Raw genomic sequence first — 20881 nt, forward strand, 5'->3', positions numbered from 1 at the left:
CGCTCCGGAAAGAGGACAGACCCATGAGCAAGAAAACCCTGATAGTCGTCGGCAACGGCATGGTCGGCCATCACTTCCTGGAACAATTCTGCGCCAGCCGGGCCACTGCCGATTTCGAGATCATCGTGTTCGGCGAGGAAAAACAGCTGGCCTATGACCGAGTCCACCTGTCCGAGTATTTCGGCGGCTCCAGCCATGCCGATCTCGCCATGGGCACCTTGGAGTGGTACACCGAGCAGGGCATTCAACTGCACCTGAACGAACAGGTAACCGGCATCAACCGGGAACATCGCACCCTGGAAACGCCCCGTGGCAGCTACCAGTACGACGAACTGGTGCTGGCCACCGGCTCCTATCCGTTTGTGCCCCCCATCAAGGGCAATGATCGCCCGCACTGCCTGGTTTACCGGACCCTGGATGACCTGGATGCCATTCGCGCCAGCTCAGAGGGTGCCCGCACAGGCGTGGTGGTAGGCGGTGGCCTGCTGGGTCTTGAAGCTGCCAATGCGCTCAAGAGCCTGGGACTGGAAGCCCACGTTGTGGAATTTGCGCCCCGCCTGATGCCGGTTCAGCTTGATGCCGATGGCGGCGCCCTGCTACGCCACAAGATCGAGGAGCTGGGCGTTCAGGTGCACACCGAGAAGGCTACCACAGCGATCACCGAGGGCGAGGATGCCCGTCTGCGCATGAATTTCAGCGACGAATCCTTCCTCGAAACAGACCTGATCGTCTTCTCCGCCGGCATTCGCCCCCAGGATGCCCTGGCCCGGGCCAGCGGACTGGACATCGGAGAGCGCGGCGGCATCGTGATCGACAACCACTGCACCAGCTCGGACCCGCATGTGCACGCCATTGGCGAGTGCGCGCTCTGGGAACAGAAGATCTTCGGCCTTGTAGCACCCGGCTACACCATGGCCCGCACACTGGCTGCCGCGCTGAATGGCGATCGCGAGACCGCCTTCACCGGTGCCGACATGAGCACCAAGCTCAAATTGCTGGGCGTGGATGTCGGCTCCATCGGCGACGCTCACGCCCAGACCCCGGGCGCCCGAAACATCCGCTTCAACGATGAGCAGGCCGGCCACTACCGCCGCATGGTCATCAGTGAAGACGGTAAGACCCTGCTGGGTGCCATTCTGGTAGGCGACAACAGCCACTACGATACCCTGCTGCAATACGCCCTCAATGGCATCACGCTGCCGGAGAATCCAGAAACCCTGATCCTGCCGGAAAGCGAGGGCGGCGCACCGGCCCTGGGCCCCGATGCCCTGCCGGAAACCGCCTCCATCTGCTCCTGCCACAACGTCACCAAGGGCGATATCTGCGGCGCCATCGACGCCGGCTGTGGCGACCTGGGGAGCGTCAAGGCCGAAACCAAGGCCAGCACCGGCTGCGGCGGCTGCACCGCCCTGCTCAAGAACGTGGTGGACAGCGAGCTGGAAAAGCGCGGCGTGGAAGTCAGCAAGGACCTGTGCGAGCACTTCCCGTACAGCCGCCAGGAGCTTTTCCATCTGGTGAAGGTGAACGGAATACGCACCTTCCGCACACTGATCAGCCAGCATGGCAAGGGCCACGGTTGCGACATCTGCAAACCGGCCGTGGCCTCGATTCTGGCCACCTGCTGGAACGAGCACATCCTGGCCACCGACCACGTGCCGCTTCAGGACACCAACGACACCTTCATGGCCAACATGCAGAAGAACGGCACCTACTCGATCGTGCCGCGCATTCCCGGTGGCGAGATCACCCCGGACAAGCTGATTGTCCTCGGTGAGGTGGCCAAGGAATACGACCTGTACACCAAGATCACCGGCGGCCAACGGGTGGACCTGTTCGGCGCCACTCTGAGCCAGCTGCCGGACATCTGGGAAAAGCTGATCGCCGCCGGTTTCGAGACCGGCCACGCCTACGGCAAGTCACTGCGAACCGTGAAGTCGTGCGTTGGCAACACCTGGTGCCGCTACGGCGTGCAGGACAGCGTGGGCATGGCGATCCGCCTGGAGGACCGCTACAAAGGCCTGCGGGCGCCCCACAAGGTCAAGATGGCGGTCTCGGGCTGCACCCGCGAATGCGCCGAAGCCCAGAGCAAGGACTTTGGTGTGATCGCCACGGAGAACGGCTGGAACCTGTACGTCTGCGGTAACGGCGGCATGCGGCCCCGCCACGCCGATCTGTTTGCCACCGATCTGTCGGATGAGGAACTGATCCGGACCATTGACCGGGTGGTGATGTTCTATGTGCGCACGGCCGACCAGCTGCAACGCACCAGTGTCTGGATGGAGAACCTGGAGGGTGGTCTGGAGTACCTGAAGCAGGTAGTACTTGAGGACAGCCTGGGGATCGGTGCGGAGCTGGAGGAGCACATGGAGGGGATCGTCGGTACCTACCAGTGCGAGTGGAAGACAGCCGTCGAGGATCCGGAGAAGCGGAAGCGCTTCCGGGAGTTCGTGAATGCGCCTTCTCAAACGGACCCGGTGCAGGAATGGACGGTTGAGCGGGGGCAGCGGCGGCCTGTTTTGGAGTCTGCGTAGCCTTCGAATTTGGAGTCAGCGCAAGGCGCCATGGGGGTATCACAGGCCAACATTAGTTGAGATGAACACAGAAGGTTTAGGAGAAATATGATGAAACCACGCACTCGTTGGGAAGCGGTTTGCACAGTAGACGACCTGGTGCCGGAATCGGGCATTGCGGTATGGACCGAAGAAGGACCGGTGGCGGTGTTTTATCTGCCGCATCGGCTGCCGGCGTTGTTTGCCATCAGTCACACAGATCCGTTCAGCGGCTCGAATGTGCTGGCCCGGGGTATTACCGGGGATCTAAAAGGGGAGCCGGTGGTGGCGTCGCCGTTGTACAAGCAACATTTCAGTCTGCGCACGGGTGTCTGTCTGGAAGACGATACCGTGCGGGTCAAAACCTATCCGGTGCTGCTGGACGGCAACCAGATCCGACTTGAAGTTCGGGCAAACCAGCGAGAATCAGTCGCCGCCTGACCGCCAACGCTCCCGCCAGCCAAGAACAAAGATGGTCAGTGACGGCAGGAAGGTCACCGTTACGATCGCTGCCCCCAACAGGCCGAACAGGACGATGGCGCCCACGCCCCGATAGAGCTCGGTGCCTTCGCCGGGCAAGAACACCAGGGGCGAGAGGCCGCAGATGGTGGTCAGGGTGGTCATGGCGATGGGGCGCAGGCGGGTCTGGACGGCGCCGGTGACGGCCTGCACTACGGTAACGCCTTTCTGGCGCAGGTTCTGTCGGGCCTGGTCCACCACCAGGATCGGGTTGTTCACCACCGTTCCCATCAGAATCAAAAAGCCCAGCATGGTGATCATGTCGAAGGGCTGTCGCAATGGCTGGAGGCCGATCATGGGCAGCAGGCCACCGACCAGGTTCATCAGGGCCAGGCCCACGATGCCGCCAGCCACACCGAGGGGAATGGCAGTCAGGATCAGTAGCGGGAAACCCCAGTGGGCGAATATGGCGACCAGCAGCAGGTAAACAATGGCAATGGCGATGATAAAATTGCCGGTCAGCGCATCCCGGGTGGCATTCAGCTGGTCGCTGGCGCCCGAGATATCCACGTTCACATTGGCCGGCAAGGCACCGCTGTCACGCATGGACTGAAGCAGCTCCGTGCGCACGCGCTCAACTCCGGCTTCCAGGGGAACGTCGTCTGGAGGAATCACATTCAGCGTCACGGTGCGGCGACCGTCCACCCGGCGTACCGTGCTGGTATCCACGGTTTCCTCGATGGTGGCCAGGCTGGACAGAGGCAGGGTAGCGCCCTGGGGCGTGTGCACCATGACATCCGGCAGACTGTCCAGTGACGGGTTGCGACCTTCGCTGCCGTAGACGTAGATATCGATCTTCTCATCGTCCAGAAAGAAGTCGTCCACGTAGCTGCCCTCGGTCAGTGACGCCACGGTAAAGCCAATGCCTTCAGCACCAAGGCCGAGTTCGGCCGCACGATCCCAGTCAGGCATAATCTGGATAAGCGGCTGTGCCAGAGACAGCGTCGAGGGTTGGCTCTGGATGCGCGGGTTGTCAAAGATTTCCTCGGCCCGCTGGTAAGCAGCGTTCGCAGCGCCATAGACCGACACCAGGTCCGGCCCCGAGATGTCCAGGTTGATGCTGCGGGTGCCGCCGTCGTTACTGGAAATGATGGAGCCTTTGGCCGCGAAGGCGCGCATGCCCGGGAACTGCTCATAGAACCGGGTGATCTCGTCCATCAGGGCTTCGATGTGCCTCTGGTTCAGAGTTTCTGCGATGATCCGTATCCGGGTTGGCGTCACCTGCATGTTGAGATATGCCATGGGCGGCACGCTGGTTTCGCCAGCGGCATAGGCGTTGCCGTCCGCGTTCACATGCGGCAGGAAGTAGTCTTCCACCTGGCGGGCAATGGCTTCCATCTCTTGCAGGTTGTAGCCCGGCGGCGCCGACATGGCGGCAAAGGTCTTGGGCTCCTCACCCTCAGGCAGATATTCCGCGGGTGGAGTCAGCACGAGGATCACCCACAGACTAAAGCCGACGGTTGCGGCCATCACCAGAATCCGGCGCACCGTGCCATTAACCAGCCATCGCACCGCGCCCATGGCAGCCCGACTCCAGCGGCCAGAGGTTTCGTTGCCGTATTCATCGGTGGTCACGCCCCGCCGGCCGAAATCCAGCCGGGCGCAGAGGGTAGGTATGATGGTGATTGCTACCAGCATGGAAGCGAGGATGGCGGCCGAGATGGCGATTGCCACGTCCGAATACAGTTGGCCCGCCTCTTCCTCGATGAACAGGATCGGCAAGAACACCAGAATGGTCGTCGTGGTGGACGCCAGTACCGCTGGCCAGACTTCCCGCACGCCCTTGAGGGCAGATTCAAAACGGTCCAGCCCCAGCCGCCGGTGTCGTTCAATGTTCTCCAGCACCACAATGCTGTTGTCCACCGTCATGCCGATGGCAAAGGCGATACCGGCCAGGGAAATCACGTTGATGGTACGACCGGTAATCAACAAGCCGATAAACGCGGCAATGGCGCACAGGGGGATGCCTACCACGCCGGCAAACGTAGCTTTACCGGACCTCAGGAACAGAAACATCACCAGCGTGGCGAAAACAGCACCGATCCCCAGATTGGTCCAGACATTGGCAACAGACGCTTCCACATAACGGGCGTCGTCTGCAGTCAGGCCCAGCGTCATGCCCGCCGGTTCCAGCACCTCACGATTGATGGCCTCTACTTCATCCATCATTGCCCGCTTGATGTCGATGACATTGGAGCCGCTTTCGCGGCGAACCTGCAGACCAATCACCCGCTGGCCATTGATGACGGAGAGCTCCCGGATTCGGGAATGGCCCTGCTGCACCCGAGCCACCTCTCCGAGTCGCACAACGCTGTCGCCCTGGCGGCGCACCACCAGCTGCTCCAGAGATTCAATGTCGTCAAAGCGCCCGACCGTGCGCAGCAGATACCGACGCTTGCCGGAATCAATCTCGCCACCGGAAATGTCCTGATTGCGGGCTACGATCGCATCGCGTAAATCCAGCAGGTTCAGATCCCGCTGGGCCAGGGCGGCTTCATCCACAATGATCTGCATCTGCCGGTCGGCACCGCCGCCGACGGTGACCTCGGAGACACCCGGCACGCTCTCCATCCTGGGCCGAACGCGATCTTCAATGAAATCTCGCATCAGCTCGATATCCAGCTCCCGGGGATTGCCCTCCAGGGTGGCGATGCGGAAATACATGAAGGCATTGGACGAGAAAGACGCCGCCACGATGCGGGGTTCGTCCACGTTCCTCGGGTAGTCGGGGACCTGGCTCAGGGCATTGTTGATCTGAATGAGGGTCTCGGTGATGTCCACCCCGAATGGGAACTCCAGCTCAATCTCGGCCGCGCCGCTGGAGGCAGTAGAGGTCATCCGGCTCAGGTTCGGAACGTTGCGAAGGAAGCGTTCCTGCTCGATCAGGATGTCTTTCTCGATGTCCTGGGGCGTGGCGCCGGGCCAGCTGGTTTCGACCGTGACCGTACGCACTTCCAGATCCGGAATCATCTGGACCGGAATCCGCAACGCTGCGGCTGCGCCAAGGATGGCGACAATCAATGCGATAACGGTGACCAGAGTGCCATGACGGATAATGCCGGCGAACATCAGCGGCTCTCCCGTTCGGCAATGCGCACGGTTATACCCTCGCTCAGGGACTCATTACCACGGACCACCACTTTCTGCTTCGCCTCAAGGCCACTGATCACTTCCACCCGGCCCTCAAAGCCGGTGCCAAGGCGCACCCGTTTTTCGCTCACGGTCCAGGTGTCTTCGTCCCCCGGTTCGGCGATCCACACGGTGGTTCGTCCTTCGGGGTACCGGTTGATAGCATCTCGGGAAACCGTCAGGCCACGTTCACCGGTAGTGACCCGCAGTATCGCCTGTACCGACATCCCCGGAAGCAACTTCACGGATTCGGGCTTGATGGCGCGGAGGAGAAAGGTTCTGGACTGGGGATCGTTGACCGGCACCAGAACATCGATGGTGGCTATGCTCAGTTCCTGCCCGTTCTGCACCAGCAGCCGGCTGTTGTCATCGATGCGTTTGAAGAAGGCCTGGGGAACCTGAAAATCCAGTCGCAGGTTGTCGGTATCCACCAGGGTCAGCAGCTGGTCACCGGGGGTAACCCATTCCCCGAGATCCCGGGAGCGCTGGCTGACCACACCGTCAAAGGGCGCGGTTACTCGATGGCGCCCGACCCGGACTTCCACCTGGCGGCGGGCGGCTTCGAGGCGAGCCAGGGTCGCTTCGCTGGCGGCCACTTCACTTTCCCGTGCACTGACTTCAGTGGCCGCGATATTGCGGCCTGCACCGACGGACCTGGCCTCACGCAGCCGACGCCGGGCTTCCTCCAGTCGGCTACGGGCCTCTTCCGCCTCGGCCCTGGCGGCCGCCAGTTCCCAGGTGACCATTTCATCATCAAGCTCAACCAGCACATCGCCCCGGGAAACACGGTCGCCAGTTTCTACCCGAACCTCGTCCAGCAGGCCGGCAACTGCCGCCGACATGCCGGATACCCGAAGAGCATTCACGGTGCCGTTCAGAGTCACTTCCTGGACAATATCATCTGAAGAGACGGTTTCCAGCTGGACACCCGGTAGGTCCTGGGCACCGGCACCTATGGAAAACAGACTGCACACTAACAATACAAAAACCTGCAGGCTCTTCATGGGGGTAGCCACGTCCTTTTCTCCAAGACTCATTCCAATGGATGCAATTACTAACCTTAGTCCATGGCTTACGATGAAAAACCCTGTCCGGACCTTGGGCACCGTTTGGCCCGGTCGTTTGAGGAAATGCGAACCGGGGTCAATCCCGTCGTCAGCCATCTGAGCTACTATTGTCACAACACCGACAACAAGGACGCCCCGTGAAACCTCTCAGCCCTACGGATCAGCTTTTTCTCTGGCTGGAAAAGCGGCAGCAGCCCATGCACGTGGGCGGTCTTCAGCTGTTTTCTTTTCCCGACGACGCACCGGATGACTACGTCGCCCAGCTGGCCGATCGGCTCAGGCAGTACACAAAGGTGACTCCGCCGTTCAACCAGCGTCTGGATTACCGTTTCGGCCAGCCGGTCTGGGTGGAAGACGAGCATCTGGATCTGGAGCACCATTTCCGGTTCGAAGCGCTACCCACGCCGGGGCGGGTCAGGGAGCTGTTGTCGTTTATATCGGCGGAACATTCCCACCTGATGGATCGTGAGCGTCCTTTATGGGAATTCCATCTGATTGAAGGGCTGGGCGAGCGACAGTTTGCGGTGTACATCAAGGTCCACCATGCCCTGGTGGACGGTGTATCGGCCATGCGGATGGTCACCCAGATGCTGTGCCAGGATACCGGCGAGCGAGACATGCCGCCGATCTGGGCCATGCCACCCCGCCCATCCCGTGAAAAGGATGATGGCGGTCCCTCCCTGTGGCGAAGCGTTGGCCACCTGCTGGGCGAATCCGGCAAGCAACTGGGCACCGTGCCCACAGTGGCCCGGGAACTGCTGCGAACCATCAACGATGCCCGCAAAGACCCGGCCTATTCCTCGATCTTCCACGCACCCCGCAGCATCCTGAACCAGAAAATCACCGGCTCCCGACGCTTCGCGGCGCAATCCTGCGAACTCAGCCGGATAAAGGCTGTGTGTAAAACCTACAGAACCACGGTGAATGATGTGGTGATGGCCATGTGCGCCACCGCCCTGCGCAGCTACCTGATGAATCAGGACGCCCTGCCGGAGAAACCCCTGATCGCCATGGTGCCGGTGTCACTGCGCAGGGATGACAGCTCCGGCGGTAACCAGGTGGGCGTGATCCTCGCTTCGCTTCACACCGATGTCATCAGCCCGGTTACCCGGCTGATGCAGATCCACGAGGATGTTAAGGCTGCCAAAGACCGATACGCCCATATGTCTGCGGAAGAAATCATCAACTACACCGCCCTGACCCTGGCACCCGCGGCGTTCAATTTGCTTACAGGCATGGCACCGAAATGGCAGACCTTCAACGTGGTAATTTCCAACGTGCCTGGACCGAGAGAGACATGCTATTGGAACGGGGCCATGATGGACGGCATGTACCCGGTCTCCATCGCCATGGACCGCCTGGCCCTGAACATGACTCTGACCAGCTACGGCGACCAGGTGGAATTCGGCCTCATCGGCTGCCGCCGCACGCTACCAAGCCTGCAGCGAATGCTCGACTACCTGGAAGAGGCCCTGGTCGAACTGGAGACCGCCGCCGGTCTGTAGCCCTAACGAATCAACCGAAGCGGCGCTCCTCGTTACGGATGGAAATCTGGTTGTTCAGAGTCCAGAAGTCATACAGCACACCGATCAGGAACAGGCCGCCGGTAAACAGGTAGATGATCCCGGTAATCCACTTGCCCATGTACATTCGGTGAATCCCGAACACACCCAGGAAGGTCAGCAGGATCCAGCCAATGTTGTAGCTGACCTCACCTTCCCGGAACCGAAGATCCGCCTCCTTGTCCATGGCCGGGATCAGGAACAGGTCGATGATCCAGCCGATAAACAGCAGCCCCAGGGTAAAGAACCAGATGGTGCCGGTAACGGGTTTGCCGTAGTAGAACCGGTGGGAGCCCAGGAATCCGAAGATCCAGAGCAGGTAGCCGATCAGTTTGCTGTGGGTGTCTGGGCGTTCTGTCATGTTTTATGGATCCTGTTTTGGTTTGGCTTGGTCAATGTGTTCGGTTTTGTCCCTAGCCTGCCGGTTCTGGAGGCTGGCCGGGGGGAAGGAATATTTTCCCTTGGGAAAAAGCAACTCGCTTCGCTCAGACATCTTTTTCCTGGCGGGAAAATATTCCTTCCCCCCGTCCGTCAAACCATTGTGGCATAGGAATGGAAAAACAAATTAAGGACCAACAATAACTTTTCTTGACGGCTTTCTCAGTTGTCCACAGGGCGTGGGGTGGGGCATAAATTTTCGGGGAAAAAGATGTCTGAGCGAAGCGAGTTGCTTTTTACCCGAAAAATTTATGCCCCGCCCTGCGACCACGCTCCCAACAAGCGGCCCGAGAAGCCCGAACGACCACCCAAGCCAAACCTCAGGGCCCGACCTCCGGAGCCGGATCCGGCCCACCCTCGCGAAACTCGCTGGCCGACTTGCCGGTCCACTTCCGGAAGGCGCGGCTGAAGTTGGAAAGGTCCGCATAGCCCAGCTCATAGGCAATCTCGCTGACCGATTGGTTGGTGTACCGGAGCAACTGGATCGCCCGGTCTTTCAGCACCGACTCTAGGACCTCCCGATAGCTGGTTTCCCGGTCCGCCAGCCGGCGTTTCAAGGTTCGGGACGAGACGCAGAAACGCTCGGCCATGGCTTCCAGTGATGGCAGCGGTCCCGGCATCATCCGGAGCATGTTGCGGATTGCCAGGACAATGTCGCCCTGTTCCTTCAGGGCCTTCTGCAGCTCGAACTCGCACTGGTCCCGAGCCATTCGGGAGGCTTCGGCGTCGGCAAGACGCATCTGCACATTCAGAAGCTCCCTCGGGAATACCATCATCTCGTCTGGCTGGCCATATTCGAACCGTACCGGCAACTGATCAGCAAACTGCCGGTACCAGGGCGGCTCAGGCGCGCTCAGGCGAACGGTGACGCCCGTCAGTTTGCCATCTTCCAGGGCGAACCCGCGTTTGATGGCGTCGTCCCGATCCAACAGCTGTTCGGTCAGCAGAATCAGGGTGGCGCTGACGGTCTCCGCCAGAAACGGATAGAGGCCGGGCACTTCGAATTCAGCGCAGAGTTTTACCAGCACCTGATCTTCCGCTTCGGACTGGCTCATGCTGAGGAAAGGCACCCTAAGATGCAGGTATCGCCGCACCGAATCCAGGGCGTCAGCGAAGGTGGGGCTGGTCAGCGCGGCGAAGCCCAGGGTGCCATGGATCGTCAGCCGCAATTCACGGGCCAGCATGAAGCTCAGGCCGTCGTTTCCGGCCAGGCTCACAGCACGCTTGGCCATTATAATGGCATCGGTGACAAACACCCGGCTATCGTTGGCCTTGAGATCCTCCGAGGTGAAGTCCAGGCCCTCGTAAAGCGGCCTGTCGTTGTAGCCCAGTTGCCGGACGGTGTCGGCCAGAACCCGCAGGTAGACGCCCGGCACCAGGAACAATCCCAGCATCTGCCGTTCTTTGTCCGGTCCGATTGCACTCATGGGCATTCCTTATTGTTGGGTTGGCTGAAGCACCTGAATTGACTCTATCAGATGCCCCGCGTCGCAACAGTGGGGCCAGGCACACCCTGCCGTCCGTCAACTTGGCCAATCAATTGCCCGTGTGTCCCATACTGATCGACGGCCGTCCCCTTTGCGCATTCCTGCCCTGCCTTGACTGCCCCACACTGGAGCCATGACATCAGCCAGAGTGAGGAGTACACAGATGCTGAGCAGCAAAACCACAGAAAAGAAGACGGCTCCGGTTACCCGAGCCTCCAATACACCGGACAACGTCACCATCACCGCCCAGCGCATGGGGTTTGAGTTCGGCGAGCAGGTACCCCGTTACTGGGTCGACAACAGCTACACCATCAGCCACATCATGAATGCGCTCTCGGTGCTGTTTCCTCAGGGCGAGCAGTTCTTCGTGGATTCGGTGAGAGCGTTCCGTGACCAGATCTCCGATCCCAAGTTGAAAGAGGAGATACGCGGATTCATTGGCCAGGAGGCCATGCACTCCCTGGAACACGTCGCCATGAACCAGCATGTTCATGATCAGGGCATGCCGGTCGAAGAACTGGAAAAACATCTGGAGGTGGTTCTGGGGATCGCCAAGAAGCTGCCCAAACGCCACCAGCTGGCCATCACATGTGCCCTTGAGCACCTGACCGCCATGATGGCCGACATGCTGCTGGAGCGTGACGATGTTCGCCAGGACATGGATGAATCCATGCGTCCGCTATGGGTCTGGCACGCCATTGAGGAGACCGAGCACAAGGCGGTTGCCTACGACGTTTTCCAGGCGGCTGGCGGCACCTACGCCGAGAGAACCTTTTATCTTGCATTCAGCACCGCAGCCCTGGGCGTGATGAGCACCTATTTTACCAGCCGGATGATGCTGAACGACCGCAAGAACTTCTCTTTGAAAGACACGGCCACAGGTCTCTGGCGCCTCTGGGGCGTAAACGGCACCTTCTCAAGCCTGATTCCCACATGGCTGGAGTATTTCAAGCCGGGTTTTCATCCCTGGGATCACGACAACAGCGACCTGATTGCCCGTTTCAAGAAGGAAATCCAGGCGCATATTGCACCGCAGTACCAGAAGGGCAACCGTCGGACACTTCAGTAATAACGGAAGCAACTCCCTGCCCTGAAGGGAAACGGGTGGGGAGGTCTTTGTGCAGGGAAAATGATGTCTGAGCGCAGCGAGTTGCCTTTTCCCGGAAGAAAGACCTCCCCACCCGATTCCACACTCCCGGGTCAGGCATTCCGCTCAGCAACGCCAGAGCGAACAACCTCTCCTTTGCGCCAAAGCCGCCACTCTCCCGGTTGATAGACATCCCATTTCTCATCGCTCGTCAGCGGTTCGGTCACAACAACGCTGACGATATCGTTCGGCGTGGTTTCCGATTCAAAGTCCACCGTCACGTCAGCGTCCTTCAGACGAGCCGGACCAAACGGGGCCCGCCGGGTAATGCTGGCCATTTTGGTGGTGCAGTAGGTGAACAACCAGTCGCCATTACTCAGCAGGAGATTGAACACGCCCTGGCTGGCGTAAGCCTTCGACAGGCGCACCAGCCGCTCAATGATGTCGTCGGTCGGGGTGTTGCGGTCACAGTGGCTGCGCAAGTGGTTGAGAATGTCGCAGAACAGGGCTTCGCTGTCGGTGGTGCCGACCGGCTCGTAGAAACCCGGATTCGAATGGAAGCTGGAAAGCTGGCCATTGTGGGCGAACACCCAGTAACGGCCCCAGAGTTCGCGCATGAACGGATGGGTGTTGGCCAGGCAGATGTCGCCGACGTTGGCCTGACGGATATGGCAGATGGCCACCTCGCTTTTGATCGGATGGGTCTGGACCACTTCAGCGATTCGGGAATTGGCGCTGGCATCGGCGTCGTGGAAGGCCCGTACGCCTTTACCTTCGTAAAAAGCCACGCCCCAGCCGTCCTTGTGCGGGCCGGTCTGTCCACCTCGTCGGGTCAGGCCGGTAAAGCTGAAACACAGGTCAGTGGGGGTGTTGGCGCTCATGGCCAGTAATTCGCACATGGGTTACTTCATTCTTGCCGGAGGGTGTCTGCCACAAGAATAACGTAATCAACTCGCTTCGACAGTGAGAATCTCAAGCTGGCGGGGATTGTGGCCGGCGCCGACCACGCAGTTACGCCCGGCTCGCTTGCCGCTGTAAAGCCACCGATCGGCCACCCGGAACAGGCTCTCGGCCTCGCGACCATGGTCTGGCCACTGGGCAATCCCGAAGGAGGCGGTCACCCGGATCTGAGCATCGCCGTAGGGCAGTTCTCGGTCTGAGATTCGCTGGCGCAGCTCGTCCATCAGGACAAACGCATCCGCCGGCTTCACATCTCTCAGAATCAGGCCGAACTCCTCGCCACCCAGGCGGCCGACAAAGTCCGTGCTTCTCAGGCGCTCGGTCAGGCAGCGGCTGATATTTTTCAACACGAAATCTCCGGCTTCATGGCCCAGGGTGTCGTTCACAACCTTGAAGTGGTCAATATCCATCACCACCAGTGCAAACCCGTTACCGCTGCGCTCGCCCTCGGCAATCGTGCGGTTCAACGTGCCCTGGAAGTTGCTGCGATTGGCCAGACCAGTGAGCGCATCGGTCTGGGCCATATCCACCAGGCGCTGCTCTGCCTCTTCCCGGCGACCCTCGTACAGGTGAATGAATGCCAGCATGAGCGCACCACACAGCACCATGTTGAGCAGGTCAATCATCGCGTGGGGGTTGCCGACCTGACCTAGGTGGATGTAGTAGATAACGCCTCCGACGATCATGAAGGGAGCGCTGAGGATCATGCCCTCTTTTTTGCCAAGCAGCAGGTAGGCGAGAACCGGCATCATCAGCACCCAGACGAAAGCAGATACCGATGCTTCAGGCAACAGCATGATTACCAGAAAGAATGCGAACAGCGGCACCAGATAGGCATAGACCCACTGCTGCAGATAGGGCGTCAATTTCAGGCGCCAGACGCCGAAAAAGAGCAAGGCACTGGCGCAGAGCTCCCCAATGCCTACCCAGGGGAAGCCATTGAGAATCTGCAGGCATGCGAAAACCACCAGGGCCGAGCCGGTGATCAGAAAAAGCAGCCGCATCAGTGAGCGGCGATGACTGTCGCGCAGACCCGAGCGGCTCTGTTCCAGAGTGGCCCCCAGGTCGGAATGGTGAGGCGTATTCATGCTGACTCTTCCTTGGATCAGCTTCCGAGTATAGCCCCGAAACACTGTTTGTAAAATGTACAGCGGGCCCGGTCGTCAGGCCCGCCATACGCGGGGCGTTGTCAGATATAAAGGTTCTTGCGGGAGAAGCGCTCGACCAGCGGCTGGTACGCAGACCCCAGCAGTCGGTTGATCGCATCAATTCCCCAGGCGTCCGGGCCTACCAGGATACGGGACTCGTTCTTGAGGATGCCTTTCACAATGGTTTCCGCTGCCTTCTCGGGCGTGGTCATGGCCAGTTTGTCGAAGCCCTTGCGTTGGGCAACAGCGTTCTCGGATTTGCCCATACGGGCGGCGTTGGCAATGTTGGTTCGGATACCGCCGGGGTGCACACAACTCACCGCCACCGGCTGGTTTTCCAGCTTCATCTCCTGACGCAGGGCTTCGGTAAATCCGCGAACCGCAAACTTTGCGGCATTGTAGGCACTCTGTTTGGGCACGCCGATCAAGCCAAACACACTGGACACGTTCACCACATGGCCATCGCCCGAGGCAATCAGATGTGGCAGGAAGGCCCGGGTGCCATGGGCGACGCCCCAGAAATCAATATCCATGACCCATTTAAAGTCCTCGTCGGTCATCTCCCGCACGGTGGCGGAAAGTGCAACGCCCGCGTTATTGATCACCAGATTCACCTGGCCAAAGTCCTTCGCAACCTCTTCCGCATGGGCAAAGATGGCATCGCGATCAGACACGTCCAGCCGGTAGGTTTTTACATCAGCGCCGCCGAGCTCTGCGGCGGTTTCGGCCAGGCCTGACTCATTGACGTCGGACAGCGCCAGGCGGCAGCCACGGTCCGCCAGAGATTTGGCGAGCGCGCGGCCGATACCCGAGCCGGCACCGGTAACAACGGCAACTTTGTTCTTCAGCTTTTTCATGGTCACAGACCTCTTGTTGTAGGCTTTTCAATTAAAGCAGATACTCTAACAATTGCCCGCCCGCGGGATATGGCTTTAGTGAACCAGGCCGCAAGGCATTCCGGCCACCCTCTGACTCGGCCCCAGGTTTCCGGTACAATCCAGTGCCGTTGTTCGGTGCGCAACAGCAACCCGACACCTCTCCCGAACCTATGGATTTTCTGTATGGAATGGAGTCTTACGCATTTCTGGCTGATCCTGGCACTGGTACTGTGCCTGGCCGAGCTCACCTCCGGCGTGCTCTTGCTTCTCGCTCTCGGTATCGCCGCGGCCCTGACCGCCTTGCTGGCGTTCCTCGATGTGCCCTTTGAATGGCAACTGGCGGGGATGGGGATTTTCTCGGGAATCCTGGTTCCCGTCGCCATACGCTGGATACGGCCGCGTTTCTCCCCCAAGGGCGTGGCGTACGGAACGACAGGCACAGGCGTCGAGCAGGGCCGGCGCTACCAGACCCTGAAACGGGACTTCGACGGTGCCGCCGGCATCAAGGTGAATGGTGATTTTTATCGCCTGAGAGTCGCTGACACCGGAGCCACCGACCTTCCGGAAGGAACCAACGTCATTTTCAGACAGTTTGACGGCACTACCGCCGTTGTTGAGACGATCACACACAAGGAACAGTAAACATGGAACAGTATCTTTCACCCGGACTGGTTATCAGTCTGATCGTAGTCGCGATTGGCATTTTCATCATTGCCAAGGGTCTGGTCATCGTGCGCCAGTCCGAGGTTATGGTGATTGAGCGCCTGGGTTCGTTCAACCGGATCCTCGAAAGCGGTGTGAACATCATTATTCCCTTCATTGAGCGCCCACGGCCGATCACCATGATCCGCTACGCACGCATGGGCGAGGACTATCACCCGGTGATGAGCGATGAGACCCGCATCGACCGCCGGGAGACGGTCATGGACTTTCCGGGACAGCCCGTGGTGACCACCGACAACGTGACGGTGAAGATCAACGGCGCCCTCTACTACCAGATCATCGACCCGCGCCGGGCCGTGTACGAAGTGGCCAACATGAGCCAGGCGGTGGAAGTGCTGGCCAAGACCACCCTGCGCTCGGTGGTCGGCAAGATGGAACTGGACAAGCTGTTTGAATCCCGCAGCGAGGTGAACAACGCCATCCAGGCCGAAATGGAAGAAGCCGCTTCCAAGTGGGGTGTAAAACTCACCCGGGTGGAGGTTCAGGACATCAGCATGCCGGAAGAGGTGGAAGAAGCCATGCGATTGCAGATGGCTGCGGAACGGAAACGCCGGGCCACGGTCACCGAAGCCGAGGGTGAAAAGTCAGCAGCCATCGCCATGGCCCAGGGCCAGCGGGAGTCCGCCATTCTCAACGCCCAGGGCGACAAGGAATCGGCCATTCTACGCGCCCAGGGCGAACAGGAGTCCATCCGTCTGGTACTCAGCGCCATGGGCGACTCCGAGGAGAACAAACAGACGGTCATTGGCTACCTGCTGGGCCAGAGCTATATCAAGGTGCTGCCGAATATGGCGAAAGAAGGTGAGCGAGTGTTTGTGCCCTACGAATCCTCGGCACTTCTGGGCTCCATGGGCATGTTCCGCGAACTGGCCGGCAGCCCGGAAGACACCGTTCGCCAGCATTTGCAGCGCGACGGTCTGCGTGGCGGTCTGGTCGGCTCGGCCGGCAACAGCTAAAGCCTGGGGGCCTCTCAACCCAGCAGATTGTCCAGGGGTTGCTCGTAACTGGGGGCAAACACCTTCAAAAAATAGGCGACCTCTGGCAACCCGTCCTCGTCCAACCGCTTACGGATCTGCCGGGCGGCGGGCTCGAATTCCTTGTTGCCAGCGCGGATCTCCGCCTGACACTTCAGCCACGCCGACAACCTGTCGGCGGCCTTGATCAGCTCCTTGTCTTCTGCCGGTAGTTGCGATTCCCGAACGTAGGGTGAAAAATCCTCCCGCAGATCCTCCGGCAGCAGCGCCAACAACTCGGCCTCCGCCTTGTGCTCGATGTCCCCGAATGCCTCTCGCATCACCTTGGAATGGTATTTCACCGGTGTCGGCATATCCCCGGTAATCACCTCCGTCGCATCATGGTATAGCGCTGCCGCGGCAATACGGTCGGCGTTCACCTGGCCGTCAAAATGCCGGTTGCGGATGATGGCCAGCGCGTGGGCGAGGGTCGCCACCTCCCAAGAATGGGTGGCCACGTTTTCCTCAATGGCATTACGCATCAGCCCCCAGCGCTTTATCCAGCGCAGGCGGGAGACATAGGCAAAAAAATGGCTGACAACATTACCCATCAATTACAGACCCGTTTTGCATAAGTTAATAATCTTTTGCTTCAGGTGCACAAAATCCCCGTGCTATTCTGAATACGTATTCAATTGTTACATAACCGGGAAGCATCGTGCCCGCTCACGCACCGATTCGGACACTACTGGCCATGTTTTCTGCCGCAATTTTGCTGGCAGCGGCGCCGGTTTCTGCAAACGAAACGGAAATCACCGTGGGCGTTTACCACTTCCCGCCCATTGCCAGTGTTGACGACAACGGGGAAGCCACCGGCCTGCTCGGAGACCTGCTGCACGAACTTGAGCAAGCCAACCCAACGATATCCTTCCGCGTCTTTTATACCTCGCCCAAGCGTCGCTATCTGGATTTCGAGGCCGGCCTGTACGACGTCATCTTCTTTGAAAGCCCCGGCTGGGGCTGGACTGAGAAAAACGTCGACATCTCCCGACCGATCCTGGCAGATGAAGAGCTGTATGTCGCTCTCAAAAAACCAGGCCGTGACGACTCGTTCTTTGAGGATCTGGAACAGCGATCGATTGTCGCTATTTCAGGCTATCACTATGGCTTTAGCGATTACGAAACCGATAATTCCGTACTCGAACAGAAATTCAACATCGAGTTCTCCGACAGCCACAGCCGCAACATAAACCTGATCAAGGCGGACCGGCCGTCGGTTGCTGAAGTCGCCATTGTCAGCTATTCCTACCTCCAGCGACACTTGGCCAAGCATCCGGAAGACTGGGACAAATTGCTGGTCTCAAGTGAGCCAGACCAGCGCTACCAGCTCAGCATTATCGCCCGTAAGGGCGGTGCTGCGAGCGCCGACGAGATGCTGCGGCTGCTGGCGCCAGTGGTGGATAACGGTCGTTACCGGCAGCTCGTTGAAAACTGGGGGCTCCAGTTGCCAGCCGGTTTCCTGACCGGCTTCGAGGCACCCTGAATTCAACGAACGTCGAGGTTGAACGCTACGATAACGTTTCCCTCGCTGCCAACGTCTGCATTGCGGGCTGGATCCAGCAGGAACAACTGATCAGCCGGCACACCGTGAGTTTGCTGCAGGACTTTGCGCAGGGTCACGCCTCTAGAGGATGCCAGGTTGCTCAACGCTTCCGGCGCCAGTGAGCGCTCACCGGCCAGGTAGGCGTCACGGGCCTGTTGCCATTCCTCCTCAGACACTTCCTCTTGACCACCCGAGGTCAGGTCATCCCGAAGCAGGGCAAGGCCGTCGGCCTGGGGTTGGACATTGCCCCGGATATTCAGCAGCAGGTCCGGGCGTTTCAGCATGGCGTCTGCCAGCGCCGCCAGTTTTTCAGCCTCACCCTCAGCCAACTGGATACTGCCGGGGATAAAGCTCACCTTCCCAAGTTCTTCTCCGCTCAGGCCGGCGAGTTCGGCAATCGAGCCGAGCATACTGAACGGTGAGGCCGCCGCCTTGGCCAGAAGGTTCACGAATGCCCGCATAACGACCTTGCCGACGCTGAAGTCCGGGTCAGACAGGTCACCGTTGATGGGCAGGTCGACTTCAATCACGCCCTTACCGTCCCGAAGCAGCGCCAACCCCAGTTTAACCGGCGCATTAACGGCCTGATCACTGGCGATGGCGGAACCAAGCTCGAGACGATCCATCACCACCAGATTGGACGCATCGATCCTGGATCCGGCAATTTCATAATCAAGATTCAGGTTCAGCTTGCCACTGTCCACACCATAACCCAGGTATCGGCCGAAGTAGGGCGAGAGTGCAGGCAGGGAGAGATCCTGCATCTTCAGCTTCAGATCGCTGACATCCTCGGTACCGAGGGTGCCAATGGTGCCGTCAAAATCCAGATCCGCCACGCCACCGACGCGGCCCCGGATAGAGACCTTGCCCTGTTGGGGGGAAATATTACTGAGCCCCGTTACGCTGCCATTCAATTCATCAAACGAGGTGGTAAACGCCGGATCCAGCGTGCGGTCGGTATACGCCAGTTCGCCATTTTCCAGCATCAGCTGGCCAATGCGGAAAATGAACCCCGGCTCGGAACCATCCCCCTGCTGAGTATCTGCGGTCGCCTGCTGCTGACCACCGGCGGCTGGCGCTTTGGCGATCCGTTCCACGTTGTGGATATTGTCGGTATTGCGGACAACGTTGATGACCGGCTGGGCCAGGGTCACCGTTCCGATTTCCAGGCGTGCCGGATACACGTTGTATTCAATAGGTGCCAGGCGCAGGGTTTGCCAGGAGACCAGCGAACCGGAACTGTCGGGCAGTTTCAGATCGAGACCGGCCACTTCCGCGGTGCCGCTGAAGGTACCCGTGAGCGGTTCCTGCTGCCCATCCAGATCAAGGTTGCCGTCAACGCCCAGCGTGCCGCTGGTAATGGCAAGGTTGGCGCCTTCCTGAACGTAGGGTTCAAAGGGCGCCAGGGCGATGCCGTTTCCGGAGATGGCGGCTTCCAGGGTAAACGGTGCGGGTGTCACCCGGCCATTTAATGACAGTTGGCCGCCACTGGCCAGGCTTCCGGTTATCTCGTAAGACACCGGCTCCTCAAGTTGATGACTCAGTTGCCCGATTGATGCGGAAAGCTGCTCTACGGCAATTTCAGTCGCCGTCGCCGGCTGACTGTCCTGCCAGAGAATGCGCCCACCGGAGAGCGCGACGCCCTCGACTGACCAACGGAATGGCTGGCCGCCGGTGGAATCTTCACCGTTGCTTTCAGCCGCAGCTTTGTTGGCAGCCAGGGGTGCCAACCAGTCAATCTCCCCGTTTGCACTCCGGGCCAAGGCCAGATCGAGCTTGTTCAGAGAAACCTGGCCGATCCGGATTTCCCGACGATTCAGGTCAAACCCGACAGCATCCACAGACAGCTCAGCGTTGCTCAATCTCGCCTGTTCACTCTGTTCATCCAGAGCAACGGCCAGATTCTCGAGTTGCAGCTGACCGTTCGTCGTCTCCAGGAAAAAGCCGTCGCCAGCCTGGATTTCATAGTCTGAGCTCAGGGTAACGCTGCCACCACGGAGATCATAAGGAAAGAAGGGAGCCAGGAAATGAGCCAGGGTTTCATAGTCTACGGATGACACCTTGAGCGTGCCGTTCGAGTAGAGCGGGGCGACACTCAGATCACCCTGCCATTCGATGGTCTGACTGCCCAAAGCCGCCAGCAGGGAGTAGTCACTGTCCTCGCCGTCGCGACGCCAGGTGGCGAGGTCATTCAGGGAAAGATCCAGTGGGGTAATCCGGAACTCGGCCATGCCTGCCTGGGTAAAATCCCGGAACATCATTTCGCCGCCGTTGAGCTCAATCTTCCCGAAGTACAGCCGGGGTGGTGCAGCCGCTTCATCCGTTTGCGACGCTTCAGGCACTGGCTCTGCAGGTCCCGGGTTGGCCGCCTGCCAGTCTCGGGCAAAATTGACGCTGTAGTCCTCCAGTAGATCCACCCGAACATAGGGCTCATCCAGCTGGATGGCTTCAAACCCGGCAATACCCCGAACCAGCTGGAAAAAGTTCATGTCCACCATGAGCCGGTCAAAGGAAATCACCTGATCACCCTGGGGATCATCGGCCGACAGGCCCAGGGCTTCGACCCGCAGGGTAAACGGGTTGGTTCGGATATCAGTAATTTCTGCCTGCCAGCCCATCCGCTGGTTCAGTTGCTCGGGTACCAGACGCTCCAGCCACCAGGGAAGTAGCAGGAAACCGGCCAGGGCATAGATGATGAGAAGCACCAGGAATCCGATCAACAGATTCCTGGGCATATGACTGCGTTGACGGCTCTGGGCCACGGACATCTCCTTATAA

Annotated in this window: 16 protein-coding genes; 7 read left to right on the forward strand and 9 right to left on the reverse strand. The window is 59.6% G+C overall.

The genetic code is table 11. From position 1 onward, the window contains the following. Positions 1-23 precede the first annotated feature (23 nt). Both nirB and nirD read left to right on the forward strand, forming a co-directional pair. A complete protein-coding gene (gene nirB, locus ACWJ62_RS07470; RefSeq protein ID WP_449285609.1) occupies positions 24-2531 on the forward strand; it encodes a nitrite reductase large subunit NirB in 2508 nt (835 codons plus the stop codon). A gap of 90 nt (positions 2532-2621) precedes the next feature. Further along, positions 2622-2990, forward strand: coding sequence for a nitrite reductase small subunit NirD (gene nirD / locus ACWJ62_RS07475; protein WP_449285610.1), 369 nt, complete (start codon positions 2622-2624; stop codon positions 2988-2990). Here nirD and ACWJ62_RS07480 read toward each other — a convergent pair. Together ACWJ62_RS07480 and ACWJ62_RS07485 are read right to left on the reverse strand one after the other, a co-directional pair. Beyond that, entirely contained in the window at positions 2976-6137 is a 3162-nt protein-coding gene (locus ACWJ62_RS07480) for an efflux RND transporter permease subunit (protein ID WP_449285611.1), read from the reverse strand. The two genes, nirD and ACWJ62_RS07480, sit on opposite strands and share 15 nt — an antisense overlap. Then, entirely contained in the window at positions 6137-7213 is a 1077-nt protein-coding gene (locus ACWJ62_RS07485; protein ID WP_449285612.1) for an efflux RND transporter periplasmic adaptor subunit, read from the reverse strand. Before ACWJ62_RS07485 ends, ACWJ62_RS07480 begins: the two co-directional genes overlap by 1 nt. 188 nt (positions 7214-7401) lie before the next feature. Here ACWJ62_RS07485 and ACWJ62_RS07490 point away from each other — a divergent pair, with 188 nt between their 5' ends. Further along, entirely contained in the window at positions 7402-8769 is a 1368-nt protein-coding gene (locus tag ACWJ62_RS07490; protein ID WP_449285613.1) for a WS/DGAT/MGAT family O-acyltransferase, read from the forward strand. Between the two features lie 10 nt (positions 8770-8779). Here ACWJ62_RS07490 and ACWJ62_RS07495 read toward each other — a convergent pair whose 3' ends face one another. Then, positions 8780-9187 (reverse strand): NINE protein, encoded by a 408-nt coding sequence (locus ACWJ62_RS07495; RefSeq protein WP_449285614.1) that lies wholly within the window; start codon positions 9185-9187, stop codon positions 8780-8782. A 397-nt stretch (positions 9188-9584) separates the two neighbouring features. Next, positions 9585-10691 carry a helix-turn-helix domain-containing protein gene (locus ACWJ62_RS07500; protein ID WP_449285615.1) on the reverse strand — a complete coding sequence of 369 codons (1107 nt, stop codon included), beginning with the start codon at positions 10689-10691 and terminating at the stop codon, positions 9585-9587. A gap of 223 nt (positions 10692-10914) precedes the next feature. On the opposite strand from ACWJ62_RS07500, the gene ACWJ62_RS07505 reads away from it, so the two are divergent. After that, positions 10915-11820, forward strand: a complete 906-nt coding sequence (locus tag ACWJ62_RS07505; protein ID WP_449285616.1) for a metal-dependent hydrolase — start codon at positions 10915-10917, stop codon at positions 11818-11820. 131 nt (positions 11821-11951) lie between these two features. Here the strand turns inward: ACWJ62_RS07505 and ACWJ62_RS07510 are convergent, their stop codons facing one another. The 3 genes from ACWJ62_RS07510 to ACWJ62_RS07520 form a co-directional block, all read right to left on the reverse strand. Further along, positions 11952-12737, reverse strand: coding sequence for a class II glutamine amidotransferase (locus tag ACWJ62_RS07510; protein ID WP_449285617.1), 786 nt, complete (start codon positions 12735-12737; stop codon positions 11952-11954). A gap of 48 nt (positions 12738-12785) precedes the next feature. Next, complete coding sequence (locus ACWJ62_RS07515; protein WP_449285618.1) at positions 12786-13886, reverse strand: GGDEF domain-containing protein; 1101 nt, start codon at positions 13884-13886, stop codon at positions 12786-12788. Positions 13887-13987: 101 nt separating this feature from the next. Beyond that, a complete protein-coding gene (locus ACWJ62_RS07520) occupies positions 13988-14803 on the reverse strand; it encodes an SDR family NAD(P)-dependent oxidoreductase (RefSeq protein ID WP_449285619.1) in 816 nt (271 codons plus the stop codon). 204 nt (positions 14804-15007) lie between these two features. Between ACWJ62_RS07520 and ACWJ62_RS07525 the strand changes: the two genes are divergently transcribed. Further along, complete coding sequence (locus ACWJ62_RS07525; RefSeq protein WP_449285620.1) at positions 15008-15466, forward strand: NfeD family protein; 459 nt, start codon at positions 15008-15010, stop codon at positions 15464-15466. A 2-nt stretch (positions 15467-15468) separates the two neighbouring features. After that, on the forward strand, positions 15469-16503 hold the full coding sequence (locus ACWJ62_RS07530) for an SPFH domain-containing protein (RefSeq protein WP_449285621.1): 1035 nt from the start codon (positions 15469-15471) through the stop codon (positions 16501-16503). Between the two features lie 14 nt (positions 16504-16517). Here ACWJ62_RS07530 and yfbR read toward each other — a convergent pair whose 3' ends face one another. Beyond that, positions 16518-17111, reverse strand: coding sequence for a 5'-deoxynucleotidase (gene yfbR / locus ACWJ62_RS07535; protein WP_449285622.1), 594 nt, complete (start codon positions 17109-17111; stop codon positions 16518-16520). A 143-nt stretch (positions 17112-17254) separates the two neighbouring features. Between yfbR and ACWJ62_RS07540 the strand changes: the two genes are divergently transcribed. After that, positions 17255-18043, forward strand: coding sequence for a substrate-binding periplasmic protein (locus ACWJ62_RS07540; RefSeq protein ID WP_449285623.1), 789 nt, complete (start codon positions 17255-17257; stop codon positions 18041-18043). Positions 18044-18045: 2 nt separating this feature from the next. On the opposite strand, the gene ACWJ62_RS07545 is transcribed toward ACWJ62_RS07540, so the two are convergent. Beyond that, positions 18046-20871 carry a DUF748 domain-containing protein gene (locus ACWJ62_RS07545; protein WP_449286155.1) on the reverse strand — a complete coding sequence of 942 codons (2826 nt, stop codon included), beginning with the start codon at positions 20869-20871 and terminating at the stop codon, positions 18046-18048. Between the last annotated feature and the right edge of the window lie 10 nt (positions 20872-20881).

This window comes from Marinobacter sp. PE14 (assembly GCF_053566155.1).

Bases quoted from the DNA above. Each gene is read 5' to 3' on its own strand.
- ACWJ62_RS07540 (WP_449285623.1), top strand. From the start codon at position 17,255: ATGTTTTCTGCCGCAATTTTGCTGGCAGCGGCGCCGGTTTCTGCAAAC.
- ACWJ62_RS07510 (WP_449285617.1), bottom strand. From the start codon at position 12,737: ATGTGCGAATTACTGGCCATGAGCGCCAACACCCCCACTGACCTGTGT.
- ACWJ62_RS07515 (WP_449285618.1), bottom strand. From the start codon at position 13,886: ATGAATACGCCTCACCATTCCGACCTGGGGGCCACTCTGGAACAGAGC.
- ACWJ62_RS07525 (WP_449285620.1), top strand. From the start codon at position 15,008: ATGGAATGGAGTCTTACGCATTTCTGGCTGATCCTGGCACTGGTACTG.
- ACWJ62_RS07520 (WP_449285619.1), bottom strand. From the start codon at position 14,803: ATGAAAAAGCTGAAGAACAAAGTTGCCGTTGTTACCGGTGCCGGCTCG.
- ACWJ62_RS07505 (WP_449285616.1), top strand. From the start codon at position 10,915: ATGCTGAGCAGCAAAACCACAGAAAAGAAGACGGCTCCGGTTACCCGA.
- nirB (WP_449285609.1), top strand. From the start codon at position 24: ATGAGCAAGAAAACCCTGATAGTCGTCGGCAACGGCATGGTCGGCCAT.
- ACWJ62_RS07480 (WP_449285611.1), bottom strand. From the start codon at position 6,137: ATGTTCGCCGGCATTATCCGTCATGGCACTCTGGTCACCGTTATCGCA.
- ACWJ62_RS07545 (WP_449286155.1), bottom strand. From the start codon at position 20,871: ATGTCCGTGGCCCAGAGCCGTCAACGCAGTCATATGCCCAGGAATCTG.
- ACWJ62_RS07500 (WP_449285615.1), bottom strand. From the start codon at position 10,691: ATGAGTGCAATCGGACCGGACAAAGAACGGCAGATGCTGGGATTGTTC.
- ACWJ62_RS07495 (WP_449285614.1), bottom strand. From the start codon at position 9,187: ATGACAGAACGCCCAGACACCCACAGCAAACTGATCGGCTACCTGCTC.
- nirD (WP_449285610.1), top strand. From the start codon at position 2,622: ATGAAACCACGCACTCGTTGGGAAGCGGTTTGCACAGTAGACGACCTG.
- ACWJ62_RS07530 (WP_449285621.1), top strand. From the start codon at position 15,469: ATGGAACAGTATCTTTCACCCGGACTGGTTATCAGTCTGATCGTAGTC.
- yfbR (WP_449285622.1), bottom strand. From the start codon at position 17,111: ATGGGTAATGTTGTCAGCCATTTTTTTGCCTATGTCTCCCGCCTGCGC.